Source organism: Leclercia sp. UBA2479, from assembly GCF_002341985.1.
GTDB lineage: Bacteria > Pseudomonadota > Gammaproteobacteria > Enterobacterales > Enterobacteriaceae > Enterobacter > Enterobacter pneumoniae.
Genome location: NZ_DDPB01000006.1, coordinates 406,308 through 422,281 on the forward strand (window position 1 = coordinate 406,308; position 15,974 = coordinate 422,281).

Annotated in this window: 14 protein-coding genes and 1 pseudogene; 9 read left to right on the forward strand and 6 right to left on the reverse strand. The window is 54.5% G+C overall.

Features of this window, described 5'->3' with window-relative positions:
- Positions 1 to 65 precede the first annotated feature (65 nt).
- Positions 66 to 1,496, reverse strand: a complete 1,431-nt coding sequence (locus B3B59_RS06880; RefSeq protein WP_286808483.1) for an alanine/glycine:cation symporter family protein — start codon at positions 1,494 to 1,496, stop codon at positions 66 to 68.
- A 260-nt stretch (positions 1,497 to 1,756) separates the two neighbouring features.
- On the opposite strand from B3B59_RS06880, the gene tal reads away from it, so the two are divergent.
- The 3 genes from tal (at position 1,757) to B3B59_RS06895 (ending at position 4,844) form a co-directional block, all read left to right on the forward strand.
- Positions 1,757 to 2,710 carry a transaldolase gene (tal, locus tag B3B59_RS06885; RefSeq protein WP_040077242.1) on the forward strand — a complete coding sequence of 318 codons (954 nt, stop codon included), beginning with the start codon at positions 1,757 to 1,759 and terminating at the stop codon, positions 2,708 to 2,710.
- Positions 2,711 to 2,820: 110 nt separating this feature from the next.
- Entirely contained in the window at positions 2,821 to 3,408 is a 588-nt protein-coding gene (mog, locus tag B3B59_RS06890; protein ID WP_040077241.1) for a molybdopterin adenylyltransferase, read from the forward strand.
- Between the two features lie 122 nt (positions 3,409 to 3,530).
- Positions 3,531 to 4,844, forward strand: coding sequence for an MFS transporter (locus B3B59_RS06895; protein WP_286808484.1), 1,314 nt, complete (start codon positions 3,531 to 3,533; stop codon positions 4,842 to 4,844).
- Here the strand turns inward: B3B59_RS06895 and B3B59_RS06900 are convergent.
- The 4 genes from B3B59_RS06900 to satP form a co-directional block, all read right to left on the reverse strand.
- Positions 4,819 to 5,943 (reverse strand): ABC transporter substrate-binding protein, encoded by a 1,125-nt coding sequence (locus B3B59_RS06900; protein WP_286808485.1) that lies wholly within the window; start codon positions 5,941 to 5,943, stop codon positions 4,819 to 4,821. The genes B3B59_RS06895 and B3B59_RS06900 overlap by 26 nt on opposite strands.
- Before the next feature lie 25 nt (positions 5,944 to 5,968).
- Positions 5,969 to 6,745 (reverse strand): ABC transporter ATP-binding protein, encoded by a 777-nt coding sequence (locus B3B59_RS06905; protein WP_414671880.1) that lies wholly within the window; start codon positions 6,743 to 6,745, stop codon positions 5,969 to 5,971.
- Positions 6,742 to 7,815 carry a FecCD family ABC transporter permease gene (locus tag B3B59_RS06910; protein WP_286808486.1) on the reverse strand — a complete coding sequence of 358 codons (1,074 nt, stop codon included), beginning with the start codon at positions 7,813 to 7,815 and terminating at the stop codon, positions 6,742 to 6,744. The genes B3B59_RS06905 and B3B59_RS06910 overlap by 4 nt, the downstream gene beginning before the upstream one ends.
- A gap of 230 nt (positions 7,816 to 8,045) precedes the next feature.
- The gene (gene satP, locus B3B59_RS06915) at positions 8,046 to 8,612 is read right to left on the reverse strand and encodes an acetate uptake transporter (protein ID WP_040077236.1); all 567 of its coding nucleotides are present in this window, start codon (positions 8,610 to 8,612) and stop codon (positions 8,046 to 8,048) included.
- Between the two features lie 296 nt (positions 8,613 to 8,908).
- Between satP and dnaK the strand changes: the two genes are divergently transcribed.
- The 4 genes from dnaK to nhaR all read left to right on the forward strand — a co-directional run bounded on the left by dnaK (position 8,909) and on the right by nhaR (position 14,361).
- Positions 8,909 to 10,828, forward strand: a complete 1,920-nt coding sequence (gene dnaK, locus B3B59_RS06920; RefSeq protein WP_040077235.1) for a molecular chaperone DnaK — start codon at positions 8,909 to 8,911, stop codon at positions 10,826 to 10,828.
- 87 nt (positions 10,829 to 10,915) lie between these two features.
- Positions 10,916 to 12,055, forward strand: coding sequence for a molecular chaperone DnaJ (dnaJ, locus tag B3B59_RS06925; protein WP_046885021.1), 1,140 nt, complete (start codon positions 10,916 to 10,918; stop codon positions 12,053 to 12,055).
- A gap of 170 nt (positions 12,056 to 12,225) precedes the next feature.
- Positions 12,226 to 13,401 (forward strand): Na+/H+ antiporter NhaA, encoded by a 1,176-nt coding sequence (gene nhaA, locus B3B59_RS06930; protein WP_046885020.1) that lies wholly within the window; start codon positions 12,226 to 12,228, stop codon positions 13,399 to 13,401.
- 60 nt (positions 13,402 to 13,461) lie between these two features.
- Complete coding sequence (nhaR, locus tag B3B59_RS06935; RefSeq protein WP_286808488.1) at positions 13,462 to 14,361, forward strand: transcriptional activator NhaR; 900 nt, start codon at positions 13,462 to 13,464, stop codon at positions 14,359 to 14,361.
- Between the two features lie 59 nt (positions 14,362 to 14,420).
- On the opposite strand, the gene rpsT is transcribed toward nhaR, so the two are convergent.
- The gene (gene rpsT / locus B3B59_RS06940) at positions 14,421 to 14,684 is read right to left on the reverse strand and encodes a 30S ribosomal protein S20 (protein WP_001518655.1); all 264 of its coding nucleotides are present in this window, start codon (positions 14,682 to 14,684) and stop codon (positions 14,421 to 14,423) included.
- A 123-nt stretch (positions 14,685 to 14,807) separates the two neighbouring features.
- Here rpsT and B3B59_RS06945 point away from each other — a divergent pair.
- Together B3B59_RS06945 and ribF are read left to right on the forward strand one after the other, a co-directional pair.
- Positions 14,808 to 15,005, forward strand: a pseudogene (locus tag B3B59_RS06945) (DUF2575 domain-containing protein).
- A gap of 7 nt (positions 15,006 to 15,012) precedes the next feature.
- On the forward strand, positions 15,013 to 15,951 hold the full coding sequence (gene ribF, locus B3B59_RS06950; protein WP_046885018.1) for a bifunctional riboflavin kinase/FAD synthetase: 939 nt from the start codon (positions 15,013 to 15,015) through the stop codon (positions 15,949 to 15,951).
- The last annotated feature ends 23 nt before the right edge of the window (positions 15,952 to 15,974 follow it).

Consider the following 15,974-nt stretch of genomic DNA (forward strand, 5'->3'; position numbering starts at 1 on the left):
TCCAGTCCTTGCGGGAAATTTGGTGCGATTTTATCAAATAAACCGTTACGGTTGATCAATAGCTGTTATTGACGCGGCAAATCATCCCAGGCACCGGGGGCGATTTGCGCCTCGATGTCCGGGTAGCGGGCTGCATCAAAGACGGGCTGGATGCCAAGCTTCCGCTGGCGCAGATAATCCCGGGCAATGAGCAGCACCACCGGCGAGAGCAGGAGGATAGCGGTCAGGTTGGTGATCGCCATCAGCGCCATGATCACGTCAGCCAGCTGCCAGACCAGCGGCAGGCTCAGTAACGATCCCATCACCACCATGGCGACTACACTGCCGCGCAGCAGCCAGCGCGATTTGCCGGCCGTGGGGTGGAGAAAGATTAAGTTATTCTCCGCATAGATATAATTCACCACGATGGAGCTAAAGGCGAAGAGGATGACAATCAGCGCCACGAAACCGGCGCCCCAGCCGCCGGCGAGGTTCATGAGCGCCTGCTGTACCAACTGGATGCCAGCCACGTTCTGCTCATCATCAACAGGCCCGGCCAACAACACAATCATTGCGCTGGCGGTACAGATAACCAGGGTATCCACAACAACGCCAATCATCTGCACGATCCCTTGCGCAGCCGGATGCGGTGGCCAGGAGGCGGCAGCCGCAGCGGCATTGGGGGTAGATCCCATCCCGGCCTCGTTTGAAAACATGCCGCGCTGGAAACCCGCAGCCAGCGCCTGGCTCAGGGTATAGCCCATTACTCCGGCGCCCGCTTCGCGCCAGCCGAAGGCGCTGTTCATGATTAGCCTGAAGATATCGGGAAGTTGCTCAATATTGAGCGCGCTCACTACCAGGCTGGCCGCTACCCACAGCAGCGCCATGACCGGCACCATCCACTGCATTATGCGGCCAACCCCTTTAATACCGGTGACAATCACCAGCAACGTCGCCATTGCCATCACGCTGCCGGTGACAATTTCCGGGCAATCAAAGGCAAAACGCAGGGCGTGAGAGACCGAGTTAGCCTGAACGGTGTTAAAAATTAGCCCATAGGCGATGAGAAGCAAGATGGAGAACAGCACGCCCATCCAGCGCATGCCCAGGCCGCGTGCCATATACCAGGCCGGGCCGCCGCGAAACTGTCCCTGCTTGTCCGGCTCTTTATACAACTGAGCCAGCGAGCATTCGGCAAAGGCGGTGGCCATCCCGAAGAGCGCGGTGACCCACATCCAGAAAACGGCGCCAGGGCCACCGACGCTGATGGCCAGCGCCACGCCGGTAAGATTACCGCTGCCGACGCGCGCCGCCAGGCTCGTACAGAGCGCCTGAAATGAGGTTAATCCCCCCGGCTGCGGGGAGAGGCTGTTTTTCAGACTTTTTCCGAGGTAGCGAAAGGCGCGAAATTGAATAAAACCGCATCGAAAGGTGAACCAGATACCTGCCGCAGAAAGCAGGTAGATCATCACCGAACCCCAGAGAATTTCATTAATAAAGGATAAGAAATCAGGCATTAACATCCCTCTTGTTGATGCCGAAGTGCATAGATAAGGGCTATGACTGATTGAACAACCAGGCCATTGGCGAGCAGATAATCTCTTGAGTTTATCATACTCTCCGTAAGCGCATTGTCTGCGGTTGCGCTGTCATTCCGTCGTGTTATCATCAGGGCAGACCGGTTACATCCCCCTAACAAGTAAACCTGTCATTTTTCCGTTTCTGGCATCCTGCCGGTTACGTGAATTATCCAGGGCAAGTAAAGAGAAACACTATCATGACGGATAAATTGACCTCCCTTCGTCAGTTCACCACTGTCGTAGCTGACACCGGAGATATCGCGGCAATGAAGTTGTATCAGCCGCAGGATGCCACCACCAACCCTTCTCTGATCCTTAACGCCGCCCAGATCCCTGAATACCGCAAGCTGATCGACGACGCTGTTACCTGGGCGAAAGCGCAGAGCAACGACCGTGCGCAGCAGGTTGTGGATGCCACTGATAAACTGGCTGTTAACATCGGTCTGGAAATCCTGAAACTGGTTCCAGGTCGTATCTCTACTGAAGTTGATGCCCGCCTGTCCTACGACACCGAAGCGTCAATTACCAAAGCAAAACGTCTGATCAAACTGTACAACGATGCGGGCATCAGCAATGACCGTATCCTGATCAAACTGGCTTCTACCTGGCAGGGTATCCGTGCTGCCGAGCAGCTGGAAAAAGACGGTATCAACTGTAACCTGACTCTGCTGTTCTCCTTCGCGCAGGCGCGTGCATGTGCGGAAGCGGGCGTGTACCTGATCTCTCCGTTCGTGGGCCGTATTCTGGACTGGTACAAAGCCAACACCGACAAGAAAGAGTATGCCGCTGCTGAAGATCCGGGCGTGGTTTCTGTTTCTGAGATCTACGAATACTACAAACAGCACGGTTACGAGACCGTCGTTATGGGCGCAAGCTTCCGTAACGTTGGTGAGATCATCGAACTGGCTGGCTGTGACCGCCTGACCATCGCCCCTGCGCTGCTGAAAGAGCTGGCAGAGAGCGAAGGTGCCATTGAGCGTAAACTCTCTTACACCGGCGAAGTGAAAGCGCGTCCAGAGCGCATTACCGAGTCTGAGTTCCTGTGGCAGCACAACCAGGATCCAATGGCTGTAGACAAGCTGGCGGATGGTATCCGTAAATTTGCTATCGACCAGGAAAAACTGGAAAAAATGATCGGCGATCTGCTGTAATCACTCTGCGTGACCGGACTCCCGGTCACGCGTCTTCTTTTGTCTCCTGTCTGAATTCCTCCTCTGCGTGTATCATTCACTTCAATCAGTATTGTTTGAATGGAATGAATATGAATACCTTACGCATCGGCTTAGTCTCGATTTCTGACCGCGCCTCCAGCGGTGTTTATCAGGATAAAGGCCTGCCTGCGCTAGAAGCGTGGCTGGGCAGCGCACTGACAACCCCATTTGAAATAGAGACCCGGCTGATCCCCGACGAACAGGCCATCATCGAACAGACACTGTGCGAGCTGGTGGATGAGATGAGCTGCCACCTGGTATTAACCACCGGCGGCACCGGCCCTGCACGGCGCGACGTGACACCGGATGCCACCCTCGCCATCGCCGATCGCGAAATGCCGGGCTTCGGCGAGCAGATGCGACAAATTAGCCTGCACTTTGTGCCGACGGCTATTCTCTCTCGACAGGTTGGAGTGATTCGTAAGCAAGCACTGATCCTCAACCTGCCAGGCCAGCCAAAGTCGATTAAAGAGACGCTGGAAGGGGTAAAAGAGGAAGATGGAAAAGTGGTCGTCGCCGGTATTTTTGCAAGTGTACCGTATTGTATACAGCTGCTGGATGGTCCTTACGTCGAAACCGATCCGCAGGTGATAGCAGCTTTTCGTCCTAAAAGCGCGCGACGCGAAACAATCTCCTGAAATTAGTGCTTTTGTGACATAAGCTGCAGCGCTGATAGCGTGCGGTTGGTTTTTCGGTATAGTAATTTTTTCTTTACGATCGCTGTAAAAATAAATCAACAACACAGATAAACAGGTTCGCTATGTCACATTACACCCGGCCTCTGAATCGTCAGGATTATAAAACGCTCACGCTCGCTGCTTTAGGTGGCGCGCTGGAGTTTTACGACTTCATCATCTTCGTCTTTTTTGCGGCCGTGGTAGGAGAGCTCTTCTTCCCGGCTGATATCCCGGAATGGCTGCGTCAGGTTCAGACCTTCGGCATTTTTGCTGCAGGCTATCTGGCGCGTCCGTTGGGCGGCATTATCATGGCGCATTTTGGCGATCTGGTGGGGCGTAAGAAGATGTTTACGCTCAGTATTCTGTTGATGGCAGTACCGACGCTGGCGATCGGTCTGCTGCCAACCTATGCCTCAATGGGTATCGTTGCTCCGCTGTTGCTGCTGCTGATGCGCCTGCTGCAGGGTGCAGCCATCGGTGGCGAAGTCCCCGGCGCCTGGGTCTTTGTGGCGGAACACGTTCCGGCACGCCGCATTGGTATCGCCTGCGGAACCTTAACCGCCGGGTTAACCATAGGGATCCTGCTCGGCTCGGTGGTCGCTACCCTTATCAATACCAGCATGACGCAACAGGCTGTGCATGACTGGGGCTGGCGTATCCCGTTCCTGCTGGGCGGCGCATTTGGCCTGGTGGCGATGTATCTTCGCCGCTGGCTGCAAGAAACCCCCATCTTCCTGGAGATGCAGCAGCGTAAAGCGCTGGCGCAAGAGTTGCCGGTGAAGGCGGTAGTGGTACGTCATAAACGAGCCGTCGTGGTCTCCATGCTGCTGACCTGGCTGCTCTCCGCCGGTATCGTGGTCGTGATCCTGATGTCGCCCGTCTGGCTGCAAAAACAGTATGGCTTCGCGCCGGCGGTAACCCTGCAGGCCAACAGCATCGCCACGATTATGCTCTGCTTCGGTTGCCTGATTGCCGGCCTGGTGGTGGATCGTTTTGGCTCCAGCGTGACCTTTATTATCGGAAGCCTTTTGCTGGCCGGCGCCAGTTGGACTTTCTATCATCTGGCGGGAGCCCATCCAGAACAGCTGTTCCTGTTGTATGGCACGGTGGGGCTTTGCGTGGGTGTCGTGGGGGCAGTGCCCTACGTGATGGTTCGCGCCTTCCCGCCAGAGGTACGTTTCACCGGCATCTCATTCTCTTATAACGTCTCGTACGCCATCTTCGGTGGCTTAACCCCCATCGCCGTTACGTTGTTAATGGGCGTATCGCCGATGGCACCCGCCTGGTACGTACTGGCGCTCTCATTGATGGGATTGGGAATCGGTCTCTGGTTACGCGGTGAGCGCCATCAGATGATGGCGCCTGCGCCGGTTAATGAGGGGTATAGCTCAAAATAATGTTGTCATCCGGAATCTGAGTGAAGCGTGTGATAAGCAGATGATAATCCGCCAGCGGATCCACGTCGGCAAACAGCGTTGGGTAGAAAATTTTACTCAACGCTTCGATGGCAATGATGTTGTAGGGGTTGTTGTAGAAATGATGATACAGCGCCCCGGTATGGCCTTTCTCTACCGCCGGGATACTGCTAACCCCCTGTCGCGCCAGTAACGCCGTGAAGGCCGATTGCACCGTATTCGCCTGTACGTTGTAGCCAAACGGAATGATGGCGGTGCCTTTGCCCGGGCGTTTGGAGCCGGTCATCAGGTAATAGTCAGGGTTCATTGAAATGATCTTTTCTACCGAGACTGTCCCCGTCGCGCCCGGCAGCAGGGCAGAACCGATATTTGCCCCACCCGCAGCCTCTACCAGACCGCCCCAGCCGTTTCGCGCATGGGTAAAGCAGCAGCCGTTGTCGAGCCCCGCAACACCGGCTATGGGCTCAATAAATACCAGCGGTTTTTTCCCGGCTTTGGCCAGGCGTTGATGGATCTGGTCCAGGCGCTGTTGATAGAAGTCGACATAAGCCTGCGCCCGCTCGGGCTGGCCCAGCACCTTGCCTAACAGAGAAATGCTGGCGCGGGTGTTTTCAACGGGATGTAACTCGTAATCCACAAACACCACGGGCACATGCAGGGCCTCAAGCTGTGTTAAGACTCCACTCTGGGTCAGAGCGGGTTTGGCCCGCAGTTGGGCAATCATCAGATCCGGCTTACGCGATATGACAGTTTCCAAATCCACATTGCCCTGGTCGGAGAATTTCATGCCGAGGATGCGCTCAGCCTCCGGCCATTTGCGCTTCAAAACGTTCCAGGTTTCGGTGTCCTGTTTTTTAGGCAGATTGTTCCAGGCCACAACTTTGGCGAAGGGGTCTTTAGGTTCCAGCATTGCCAGGGTGAGGATATCCCGACCATCCTGCAATATGATGCGCTGCGGCTCCTGTGGAATGGTCACCGTGCGGTTATCAATATCTTTTACGGTAACGGGCCAGGTTTGTGCCAGCGCCAGTAGTGGCGAGAGCAGTAGCGCTACGCCAAGAAGTGCTTTCTTTATTGCCATGATTTCCCCTGTCTGCAGATTCTAGTTATATCGTTAAACCATCCACTACCACGTGTGGCAGCCCTTGCGAACAATATTCCACCCGGCCTTCTACGCCATATACCGTCGCCAGATTGGCGGGCGTAACGACCTCGTCGGGCCTGCCGCTGGCAATGAGCGCGCCGTTTTTTAACATCGTGGCGTACTCGGCGTGGCGCAGCGCGATGTTGATGTCATGGATAACCACCAGGGTGACGATATTTCGCAGGCGCGTTTCCCGTGCGACGATATCCATGACGTGGAACTGATAATTGAGATCGAGAGCGCTTAAGGGTTCATCCAGCAGCAGCAGATCGGGCTGGCGGATCAGCGACTGCGCCAGACCAATCAGCTGTTTCTGTCCGCCGGAGAGTTGGTCGAGGAAGCTCATGGCCAGGTGAGCAACCCCCAGCTTGTCGAGGATCGCAAAGGCCTCTTGCTCGGCATTACCCTGCTGCTGATATCCGCTGGCGCGGCGCGCCACCATCACCGACTCCAGCGCGTGCAAATGCACTCCTGCAGGCAGCGACTGGGGCAGATAAACGACTTTTTGCGCGCGCTCAGCGCCCGACAAGTGCATCAGGTTTTCGCCGTTGAGTTCAATGCTGCCTTCGGCCGGATTAAGATCGGCCAGCGCGCGCAACAGCGTGGATTTGCCTGAGCCATTGGGCCCCAGCAGGGCAGTGATTTTGCCGCGCGGCAGAAGTGGGGTAGTGAGCCCCTCGATAATGTTCTTTTTACGGTAGCCCGTATGAAGATCGCGAATCAGCAGGCCGTCCATCACAGCGTACCCCGGTGGCGAATGATAATGCTCAGGAAGAAGGGTACGCCGACCAGCGAGGTGACAATGCCCACAGGAATGATGACGCCAGGGACGATATTTTTAGACATCACCGACGCCAGCGACAACACCAGCGCACCAATAAACATGCTGCCCGGCAGATAGAAACGGTGATCCTCGCCAAACATCATGCGTGAAATATGAGGGGCCACCAGGCCGATAAAGCCCACCGGACCGACGAAGGCCACGGTCAACGCTGAAATGATGCTGATGCGCAGCAAGGTTGCCAGGCGTAGCTGACGAACATTAATGCCAAAGCTCACGGCACGATCTTCACCAAGGCGCAGGGCGGTGAGCTTCCAGGCGTTTTTCAATGACAGCGGCGCGACGACAAGCAGGACCAGTGTCAGGATGCCAAGCTTATCCCATGAAGCGCGGGCGAGGCTGCCCATGGTCCAGAAAACCAGCCCTTGTAACGTGTCTTCGCTGGCAACAAATTGCAAAATTGAGATCAGCGCATTAAAGGTAAAGACGAGGGCGATGCCGAAGAGCACCACCCCGGAGGTCGCCACGCGCGTCCAACGGCTAATACCATCGAGAATAAAACAGGCCATCAGGGCAAAGATGAAGGCGTTGACTGAGATAAACCATTGATCCGGTACGCCGGGGATGCCAAGACCAAGCACGATTGCCAGCGCGGCGCCAAACGAGGCGGCCGACGAAACGCCCAGCGTAAAGGGGCTGGCAAGGGGGTTATTCAGGATGGTCTGCATCTCTGCGCCCGCCAGTCCCAGCGCCATCCCGACGACGATCGCCATCAGGGCGAAAGGAAGACGGATATCCCAGACGATAACGCGCGTACCTGCATCAGCGGCTTCGGCATGGAATAGCGTATGCCAGAGCGTTGATACCGACATGCCCGAAGGGCCAAGGGTGAAATCAAGCAGCAGCGAGCAGAGTATAAATAGCAGAAGCACGCCCGCGAGTGCGTAGCGGCGTAGCACCACACGGCGATAGTGGGCGGCAACGGTCGTTTCGTCAGGCTTTACGGCGGCGGCAAGGCTGGAATTCATTGGATAACCTTAAGCAACACAACAAAATCGTCTGTCTCCCACCTTCCTGTTGGTCGTGCTGCCTGATATCCATTATCCGGGAGATACCGGGGGAGGGTATGCAAAGTGATAATGCTTATCAATTCAATGATGGAGTTATTGCTCTTTCATTGATTAATTGTTTGGGTTTTGCTGGAAAAGTAAGCGGGTGAGGAGACGTGCCTGCGAGGGCAGGCACGTTAAAGAGCGGATTAGTGTTTTTCACCAATAGGCAACACGGTACGACCAAACTGCTCATTCAGCACTTCACCCATTGCCAGGTAGATAGCGCTTGCGCCGCAAACCAGGCCAATCCAGCCCGCGACATGAACGATGCCTTCGTTATCCACGAGATGGCCGATTGCCAGCAGGGCAAACAGGACGGTCAGGCTCAGGAACACAAACTGCAACGCGCGGTTGCCGGTCAGCGTACCGAAGAACATGAACAGGGTGAAGACGCCCCACAGGCCCAGGTAGACACCCAGGAAGTGGCCGTTCGCCGCTTCTGTCAGACCCATTTTAGGCATCAGCAGAATTGCGACCAGCGTCAGCCAGAACGAACCGTAGGAGGTAAATGCCGTTAAACCGAAGGTATTGCCTTTCTTATATTCCAGCAGGCCCGCGAAGATTTGCGCGATACCGCCGTAAAAAATGCCCATCGCCAGGATAATGCCATCCATCGGGAAGAGCCCGATGTTATGCAGGTTCAGCAGGATGGTGGTCATGCCAAAACCCATCAGGCCCAGCGGAGCCGGATTAGCCAACTTAGTGTTGCCCATAAGTCCTCAAAAAAATCATCATTAATATGGTGAAATGGTGAATCCCGCGTCAATTCTCCCTGACGGGGCGCGGCATCATAATGGGCGCTATCGATGCCGTCTATGATCTGATCAGGGTGAAATTAAAATATTTTTTATCCTTCCCCCTTGATGGATGCCGTGGCGACCCCATCTTGTAGTCAACCGCAGTGAGTGGACCTGAAAAAAAACAGATCTGGGCAGTTGAAAAAGCACCTTCTGCCCTTATTACAGGTACACAACCACATGTTGATCGAATTTTTAGTGGAGACGTTTAGATGGGTAAAATTATTGGTATCGACCTGGGTACTACCAACTCTTGTGTAGCGATTATGGACGGCACTACTGCACGTGTGCTGGAGAACGCCGAGGGCGATCGCACCACGCCTTCTATCATTGCTTATACCCAGGATGGTGAAACTCTGGTTGGTCAGCCGGCTAAACGTCAGGCAGTGACAAACCCGCAAAACACCCTGTTTGCGATCAAACGCCTGATTGGCCGCCGCTTCCAGGACGAAGAAGTGCAGCGTGACGTTTCCATCATGCCGTACAAAATCATTGCTGCCGATAACGGCGACGCATGGCTTGATGTGAAAGGCACCAAAACCGCACCACCGCAGATCTCTGCAGAAGTGCTGAAGAAAATGAAGAAAACGGCGGAAGATTACCTGGGCGAACCGGTAACTGAAGCAGTTATTACCGTTCCTGCATACTTCAACGATGCTCAGCGTCAGGCAACCAAAGATGCTGGCCGTATCGCAGGTCTGGAAGTTAAGCGTATCATCAACGAACCAACCGCGGCTGCACTGGCTTACGGTCTGGATAAAGAAGTTGGCAACCGTACTATCGCGGTTTACGACCTGGGTGGTGGTACCTTCGATATCTCTGTTATCGAAATCGACGAAGTTGATGGCGAAAAAACCTTCGAAGTTCTGGCAACCAACGGTGATACCCACCTGGGTGGTGAAGACTTCGATACCCGTCTGATCAACTACCTCGTTGACGAATTCAAGAAAGATCAGGGCATTGACCTGCGTAACGATCCGCTGGCGATGCAGCGCCTGAAAGAAGCCGCTGAGAAAGCGAAGATTGAACTCTCTTCCGCTCAGCAGACCGACGTGAACCTGCCGTACATCACTGCAGACGCGACCGGTCCTAAACACATGAACATCAAAGTGACCCGTGCGAAGCTGGAAAGCCTGGTAGAAGACCTGGTTAACCGTTCTATCGAGCCGCTGAAAGTTGCACTGCAGGACGCTGGCCTGTCCGTGTCTGACATCCAGGACGTTATCCTGGTCGGTGGTCAGACGCGTATGCCAATGGTTCAGAAGAAAGTCGCTGAATTCTTTGGTAAAGAGCCGCGTAAAGACGTTAACCCGGACGAAGCCGTTGCTATCGGTGCTGCCGTTCAGGGTGGTGTATTGACTGGTGAAGTGAAAGACGTACTGCTGCTGGACGTTACCCCGCTCTCTCTGGGTATCGAAACCATGGGCGGCGTGATGACTGCGCTGATCAACAAAAACACCACCATCCCGACCAAGCACAGCCAGGTGTTCTCTACCGCTGAAGACAACCAGTCTGCGGTAACCATCCATGTGCTGCAGGGTGAGCGTAAACGTGCCGGCGATAACAAATCTCTGGGTCAGTTTAACCTCGATGGTATCAACCCGGCACCGCGCGGCATGCCGCAGATCGAAGTGACCTTCGATATCGATGCTGATGGTATCCTGCACGTTTCCGCGAAAGACAAAAACAGCGGTAAAGAGCAGAAGATCACCATCAAGGCCTCTTCCGGTCTGAATGAAGAAGAGATCCAGAAAATGGTTCAGGAAGCGGAAGCAAACGCCGAATCCGACCGTAAGTTTGAAGAGCTGGTACAGACCCGTAACCAGGGCGACCATCTGCTGCACAGCACCCGTAAGCAGGTTGAAGAAGCAGGCGAACAGCTGCCAGCTGACGACAAAACTGCAATCGAAGCGGCGCTGACTGCACTGCAAACGTCTCTGAAAGGCGAAGATAAAGCAGATATCGAAGCGAAGATGCAGGAGCTGGCGCAGGTTTCCCAGAAACTGATGGAAATCGCTCAGCAGCAACACGCTCAGCAGCAGGCTGGCGCGGGTGCTGACGCTTCCCAGAACAACGCAAAAGACGACGACGTTGTCGATGCTGAGTTCGAAGAAGTTAAAGACAAAAAATAATCGCCCTGATGCAGGGTAATTAACCGGCACGGGCGAAGAGGTTTCCTCTCCGCCCGTGCTTGCATGTTAAGGGGCTTAAAAAAAACAATGGCAAAGCAAGACTATTACGAGATTTTAGGCGTTCCGAAAAGTGCGGAAGAGCGTGAAATCAAAAAGGCCTACAAGCGCCTGGCCATGAAGTTTCACCCGGACCGTAACCAGGGTGACAAAGAGGCCGAAGCGAAATTTAAAGAGATTAAAGAAGCGTATGAGATCCTGACCGACGCCCAAAAACGTGCTGCCTACGATCAGTATGGCCACGCCGCGTTTGAACAAGGCGGTGGGGGCGGATACGGCGGTGGCTTCGGCGGCGGCGGTGCGGACTTCAGCGATATCTTTGGCGACGTGTTTGGCGATATCTTTGGCGGCGGCCGTGGTCGTCAGCGCGCGGCGCGTGGCGCCGATCTGCGCTACAACATGGAGCTGTCTCTTGAAGAAGCCGTTCGCGGTGTGACTAAAGAGATCCGCATTCCGACTCTGGAAGAGTGCGACATCTGCCACGGTAGCGGTGCCAAAGCGGGTACGCAGCCGCAAACCTGTCCGACCTGTCACGGTTCCGGCCAGGTACAGATGCGTCAGGGCTTCTTCGCGGTACAGCAGGCGTGTCCACACTGTCATGGTCGCGGTACGCTGATTAAAGACCCTTGCAACAAGTGTCATGGCCACGGTCGCGTCGAGAAAACCAAAACGCTGTCGGTTAAAATCCCGGCAGGTGTGGATACGGGCGATCGTATCCGTCTGGCTGGCGAAGGCGAAGCGGGCGAGCACGGTGCACCGGCAGGCGATCTGTACGTTCAGGTTCAGGTGAAGCAGCACGCTATCTTTGAGCGTGAGGGCAATAACCTTTACTGTGAAGTGCCGATCAACTTCGCCATGGCTGCGCTGGGTGGTGAAATCGAAGTGCCGACGCTGGATGGGCGCGTGAACCTGAAAGTGCCAGGTGAAACTCAGACCGGCAAGCTGTTCCGTATGCGCGGTAAAGGCGTGAAATCTGTCCGCGGTGGTGCGCAGGGTGACCTGCTGTGCCGCGTGGTGGTAGAGACCCCGGTCGGCCTGAATGATAAGCAGAAACAGCTGCTGAAAGAGTTGCAGGAGAGCTTCGGCGGTCCGACGGGTGAAAAGAATAGCCCGCGTTCTAAAAGCTTCTTCGATGGCGTCAAAAAATTCTTTGATGACCTGACTCGCTAATCACTTAGCAGAAGCCTGTCTCTGAAAGCCCGGAAGCGATTCCGGGCTTTTTGTTTTTGCAGAGATTGCTCGGTAAAACTGAATGTATTGGCAATATATATCTGTTTTTACCGATATGTGTGGCTTGGTATTATGGTTTTATCGAGGTATTGTGGTAAGAGAGAACTTAAATGAAATTATTACAGCGTTTCTTTAATAGCGAAGCGTCCAGCGGCATCATTCTGATTATTGCCGCGGCGCTGGCAATGATGCTGGCGAACCTGAATGTCACCCAGAGCATGTATCACGCTTTTCTGGAAACCCCCGTCGAGCTAAAAGTCGGGGTTCTGGAGATCAATAAAAACATGCTGCTGTGGATTAACGACGCATTGATGGCGGTCTTCTTCCTGCTGGTGGGCCTGGAGGTGAAGCGCGAACTGGTACTGGGATCGTTGGCCAGCCGGCAGCGTGCAGCCTTTCCGGTGATTGCCGCCCTTGGCGGGATGGTGGTGCCAGCGCTGATTTACCTGGCGTTTAACTACCAGGATCCTGTTGCGCGTCACGGCTGGGCGATACCGGCTGCGACCGATATTGCGTTTGCCCTTGGGGTGCTGGCACTGCTCGGCAATCGCGTGCCCATGGCGCTTAAAATCTTCCTGATGGCGCTGGCTATCATCGATGATCTGGGCGCGATTATAATCATCGCACTGTTCTACACCAGCGATCTGTCGATGCTCTCTCTGGGCGTCGCGGCGGCCGCGATTGCGGTACTGGCACTTTTGAATATCTGTAACGTGCGCCGGGTGGGCATCTATGTGCTGGTGGGCATGGTCTTATGGACGGCGGTACTGAAATCGGGGGTCCATGCGACCCTGGCCGGGGTCATCGTCGGTTTCTTCGTCCCCCTGAAGCAGCAGGAGGGTAAATCTCCGGCGAAACAGCTCGAGCATGTTTTACACCCGTGGGTCGCCTTTTTGATCCTGCCGCTGTTTGCTTTTGCGAACGCGGGGGTATCGCTGGACGGTGTAACGCTGGCGGGCCTGACCTCCATGTTGCCGCTGGGGATTATCGCCGGGCTGTTTATTGGTAAGCCGCTGGGGATTAGCCTGTTCTGCTGGCTGGCGCTGAAACTGAAGCTGGCATCGCTGCCGCACGGCACCACCGGTCGACAAATTATGGCGGTCGGCGTGCTATGTGGTATCGGTTTTACAATGTCGATTTTCATTTCGACGCTGGCGTTTGGCTCGCATGCCCCGGAGCTTATCGTCTGGGCTAAACTGGGCATTTTAACAGGCTCGTTGTTGGCCGCGTTTGTGGGCTACACCTTACTGAAGATGAAACTACCGGAGCAGCAGCATCCGGCCTAAAGAGAATCGGGGGAGGGCAAGGGTGCCCTCCCGTCAAAATTAGCAGGGAGAGAAGCACGCATGTCTCATATTAATTACAACCATCTGTACTACTTCTGGCACGTCTATAAAGAGGGCTCGGTGGTAGGGGCTGCTGAGGCGCTCTATCTCACGCCCCAGACCATTACCGGGCAGATCAAAGCGCTTGAAGAACGCCTGCAGGGCAAACTCTTTAAGCGTAAAGGACGGGGCATTGAACCAAGCGAACTGGGCGAACTGGTGTTCCGCTACGCCGATAAAATGTTCACCCTGAGCCAGGAGATGCTGGATATCGTTAACTACCGCAAAGAGTCGAACTTGCTCTTCGATGTGGGGGTGGCGGATGCGCTCTCAAAACGGTTGGTGAGCGGCGTGCTGGATGCGGCGGTGGTGGCAGATGAACAAATTCACTTGCGCTGTTTTGAATCGACCCACGAGATGCTGCTGGAGCAACTGAGCCAGCATAAGCTGGATATTATTATCTCCGACTGCCCCATTGATTCCACGCAGCAGGAAGGGCTGTTCTCGGTAAAAATCGGCGAATGCGGTGTCAGTTTCTGGTGCATCAATCCTCCGCCGGAAAAACCCTTCCCCGCCTGTCTTGAAGAGCGTCGCCTGCTGGTGCCAGGTCGTCGTTCTATGTTAGGACGCAAGCTGCTGAACTGGTTTACCTCACAGGGGCTTAATGTTGAGATTCTGGGGGAGTTTGATGATGCCGCACTAATGAAAGCTTTCGGCGAGGCGCACAACGCTATCTTCGTGGCACCGACGCTTTATGCACACGATCTCTATACCGACGACAGAGTGACCGAGATTGGCAGAGTGGACAATGTGATGGAAGAGTACCACGCCATTTTTGCTGAACGAATGATCCAGCACCCGGCGGTGCAGCGCATCTGTAATCAGAACTACGCGTCGCTGTTTACGCCACTCGTGCGCTAAGGGCATAAAAAAACCCGCGTTAAGCGGGTTCTTTTAAAACAAGCAACAACAAGCGGCGATTAAGCCAGTTTGTTGATCTGCGCGGTCAGGTTTGCTTTATGACGCGCTGCTTTGTTTTTGTGGATCAGACCTTTAGCAGCCTGACGATCCACGATTGGTTGCATTTCGTTAAATGCTTTCAGTGCAGCAGCTTTGTCGCCTGCTTCGATAGCTGCGTATACTTTCTTGATGAAAGTACGCATCATAGAGCGACGGCTTGCATTGTGCTTACGAGCCTTTTCAGACTGAACGGCACGTTTCTTAGCTGATTTGATATTAGCCAAGGTCCAACTCCCAAATATGATCTATGTGGACAATTCAAAGGCCGAGGAATATGACCTCTTAGCCTTCTTTTGTCAATGGATTTGTGCAAATAAGCGCCGTTAGTGTGACAACGCTCGTTACGTATTGATGGCGCAGGATTCTACCAGCTTGTGAGGGCTGAATACAGCTTTTCGGCACAAAAAACGTCTAACACAGGCAGATTTTTTCGCTTTGAAAGGCAAGCGTGATGAAATCATTACGGCTTTCTCTTTTACGGCGACAATCGCCGGTTAACCTTAATCGCTGTACAAGGTATACTCGGGCGATTTTCACTGTTTTGAGCCAGTCATGAAGCTGATACGCGGCATACATAATCTCAGTCAGGCCCCGCACGGGTGTGTGCTGACTATTGGTAATTTCGACGGCGTGCATCGTGGGCATCAGGCGCTGTTGCAAGGATTACGCGAAGAGGGGCGGGCGCGTGGCCTGCCGGTAGTGGTCATGATATTTGAACCACAACCGCTGGAGCTGTTTGCCAGCGAAAAAGCCCCTGCGCGTCTGACTCGCCTGCGCGAGAAATTGCGCTATCTGGCGCAATGCGGCGTCGACTACGTGCTGTGCGTGCGTTTTGACAGACGTTTTGCCGCACTGACGGCGCAAAATTTTGTTGGCGACCTGTTGGTGAAGCGACTTGGCGTACAGTTTCTCGCCGTGGGTGATGATTTCCGCTTTGGCGCTGGTCGTCAGGGGGATTTCTTGCTATTACAGAAGGCTGGCCTCGAGTACGGCTTTGACGTGACCAGCACGCAAACTTTCTGTGAAGGCGGAGTGCGCGTCAGCAGCACGGCTGTGCGGCAAGCGCTGGCGGAAGATAAACTCGACGCGGCAGAGAACCTGCTAGGGCGTCCGTTTACTATTTCCGGACGCGTCGTGCATGGTGATGAGCTGGGCCGCACCATTGGTTTTCCGACGGCGAACTTACCGCTGCGTCGTCAGGTCTCCCCGGTAAAAGGGGTCTATGCGGTAGAAGTGACAGGACTGGGCGATAAGCCCTTGCCGGGCGTGGCCAATATTGGCACCCGTCCGACAGTTGCTGGCGTACGTCAGCAACTGGAAGTGCATCTGCTGGACGTTGTAATGGACCTCTACGGTCGCCATATAGATGTAATCCTGCGTAAAAAAATACGCAATGAGCAGCGATTCGCTTCGCTTGATGAGTTGAAAGCGCAAATCGCGAGAGATGAGTTAACGGCCCGGGAATTTTTTGGGCTTTCAAACCCGGCGTAACGCCTGAGTGATAAATACGGAAC

What these genes read in the sequence shown, in the direction of transcription:
- mog (WP_040077241.1), top strand. Translation starts at nt 2,821, where the DNA reads ATGAATACCTTACGCATCGGCTTAGTCTCGATTTCTGACCGCGCCTCC.
- B3B59_RS06880 (WP_286808483.1), bottom strand. Translation starts at nt 1,496, where the DNA reads ATGCCTGATTTCTTATCCTTTATTAATGAAATTCTCTGGGGTTCGGTG.
- nhaA (WP_046885020.1), top strand. Translation starts at nt 12,226, where the DNA reads ATGAAATTATTACAGCGTTTCTTTAATAGCGAAGCGTCCAGCGGCATC.
- B3B59_RS06910 (WP_286808486.1), bottom strand. Translation starts at nt 7,815, where the DNA reads ATGAATTCCAGCCTTGCCGCCGCCGTAAAGCCTGACGAAACGACCGTT.
- ribF (WP_046885018.1), top strand. Translation starts at nt 15,013, where the DNA reads ATGAAGCTGATACGCGGCATACATAATCTCAGTCAGGCCCCGCACGGG.
- dnaJ (WP_046885021.1), top strand. Translation starts at nt 10,916, where the DNA reads ATGGCAAAGCAAGACTATTACGAGATTTTAGGCGTTCCGAAAAGTGCG.
- B3B59_RS06900 (WP_286808485.1), bottom strand. Translation starts at nt 5,943, where the DNA reads ATGGCAATAAAGAAAGCACTTCTTGGCGTAGCGCTACTGCTCTCGCCA.
- tal (WP_040077242.1), top strand. Translation starts at nt 1,757, where the DNA reads ATGACGGATAAATTGACCTCCCTTCGTCAGTTCACCACTGTCGTAGCT.
- nhaR (WP_286808488.1), top strand. Translation starts at nt 13,462, where the DNA reads ATGTCTCATATTAATTACAACCATCTGTACTACTTCTGGCACGTCTAT.
- satP (WP_040077236.1), bottom strand. Translation starts at nt 8,612, where the DNA reads ATGGGCAACACTAAGTTGGCTAATCCGGCTCCGCTGGGCCTGATGGGT.
- dnaK (WP_040077235.1), top strand. Translation starts at nt 8,909, where the DNA reads ATGGGTAAAATTATTGGTATCGACCTGGGTACTACCAACTCTTGTGTA.
- B3B59_RS06895 (WP_286808484.1), top strand. Translation starts at nt 3,531, where the DNA reads ATGTCACATTACACCCGGCCTCTGAATCGTCAGGATTATAAAACGCTC.